The following is a 1,634-nucleotide window of genomic DNA, read 5'->3' as shown; positions in this document are numbered from 1 at the left end:
ACCAACTCAACCCATCTCGACCGCGAGCGGCGAGTCGCGGCCCGCATCGCACAAAGTCCCCTTGGAACAACACGGAAACCACGCCGTCAGGCGGCCTTTCCCGCCACGCCAGTCTCGTCCCGGGCCGCCTGGGAAATCCCTAGACTGCCCAGGCCGGGCGGGGGGGCGGCGGCGACGGGCTACCAGGCGCCGGTCAGCGAGAGGTCGTCGAACTGGCGCTCGCGCGTGGCCTGCTGCAGGTCGGCCTCGACCATCATGCGCATCAGCTCGTCGAAGGTCACGGTGGGCTCCCAGCCCAGCACCTTGCGCGCGAGGCCGGAATCCGCGCACAGCGTCTCGACTTCGGCCGGGCGGACCAGCTTCGGATCGATGACCACGTGGTCCTCCCAGTTCAGGCCCACGCACTCGAAGGCGATCCGGACCGCGTCGCGCACCGAGTTCATCTGGCCGGTCCCGACCACGTAGTCGTCGGCGACGTCCTGCTGCAGCATCAGGTGCATGGCGCGGACGTAGTCGCCGGCGAAGCCCCAGTCGCGGACCGCGTCGAGGTTGCCCAGGTGGAGCTTTTCCTGCAGCCCCAGCTTGATCTGGGCCACGGCCAGCGAGATCTTCCTGGTCACGAACTCGGCCCCGCGCCGGGGGGATTCGTGGTTGAAGAGCATGCCCGAAACCCCGTACACCCCGAAGGACTCGCGGTAGTTGCGGGTGATGTAGTGGCCGTACGCCTTCGCCACGCCGTACGGGCTGCGCGGGTGGAAGGTCGTCGTCTCACACTGCGGCGTCTCCATCACCTTGCCGAACATCTCCGAGGAGGACGCCTGGTAGAACCGGATCTGGCCGCTGGCCGGCGGGCGCGAGCTGATCGACAGCCCGCTCACCATCCGGATCGCCTCGAGCATGCGCAGCACGCCCATGCCGTTGACCTCGGTGACCAGCTCCGCCTGCTCCCAGGACATCGGCACGAACGAGATGGCCCCGAGGTTGTAGACCTCGTCGGGCTGGATCTTGTCGACGGCCGAGACCAGGCTGGCCTGGTCGAGCAGGTCGCCGTTCACGAAGTTGAGATCGGCGGCGAGCTTGCTCACCCGCGACTTGCGCGGATTCGCCTGCCCCCGGATCAATCCCCACACCTGATAACCCTGCGAAAGCAGGTGTTCGGCCATGTACGAACCGTCTTGCCCGGTGATCCCGGTGATCAATGCGCGCCTGGACATGCCAACCCCTATCTCGACCAAGGATGAATCGCCCCTGTGCGCGGACGAATCCGGGCCCGACCGTCGCAGGAGCTCGTGAGCGGTGTCAACAGATGCCCGGCACACCAAGGATTTTCCGAGACTTCCGGGACTTTCGCTCTGTCCGCAATGGACGGCGGGACGCCCCGGCTACTCCGCGATCTCGGTCCGCGCGCACCAGTGGAACACCGGGAGCACCGCGCCGTCCACCTCGGTCACCTCGCCGGTGGGCGAGAAATGCTCGTACCCGGAGGCGAACGAGATCTTGACCTTGTCGTCCAGGCTGTCGACTTCCTCGACCCACCCGTCCTGGAGCCGGTCCGGTCCACCGGTGAGCACGATCCGCAGGCTGCCCATAGCGATCATCCCTTTCCCGAGCGGAAGAGCCCTGTTCCGAAACAG

2 protein-coding genes are annotated in these 1,634 nt (G+C 66.9%); both read right to left on the bottom strand.

What is annotated here, in order from left to right:
- Window positions 1–179 precede the first annotated feature (179 nt).
- Window positions 180–1,214: a GDP-mannose 4,6-dehydratase gene (locus tag BMY97_RS04885; protein ID WP_091613164.1), complete on the bottom strand. Its 1,035-nt coding sequence runs from the start codon at window positions 1,212–1,214 to the stop codon at window positions 180–182.
- Window positions 1,215–1,382: 168 nt separating this feature from the next.
- The gene (locus BMY97_RS04880) at window positions 1,383–1,589 is read right to left on the bottom strand and encodes a DUF5988 family protein (protein WP_245787162.1); all 207 of its coding nucleotides are present in this window, start codon (window positions 1,587–1,589) and stop codon (window positions 1,383–1,385) included.
- Between the last annotated feature and the right edge of the window lie 45 nt (window positions 1,590–1,634).

Origin of the sequence: Amycolatopsis saalfeldensis, assembly GCF_900110575.1 — a bacterium.
In the GTDB taxonomy this organism is placed as follows: Bacteria; Actinomycetota; Actinomycetes; order Mycobacteriales; family Pseudonocardiaceae; genus Amycolatopsis; species Amycolatopsis saalfeldensis.
Note: the sequence above shows the minus strand (reverse complement) of the source record. Positions and strands in the feature narration are given on the sequence as shown.

Coding starts and splice junctions, on each gene's coding strand:
- BMY97_RS04885 (WP_091613164.1), bottom strand. CDS start 1,214: ATGTCCAGGCGCGCATTGATCACCGGGATCACCGGGCAAGACGGTTCG.
- BMY97_RS04880 (WP_245787162.1), bottom strand. CDS start 1,589: ATGGGCAGCCTGCGGATCGTGCTCACCGGTGGACCGGACCGGCTCCAG.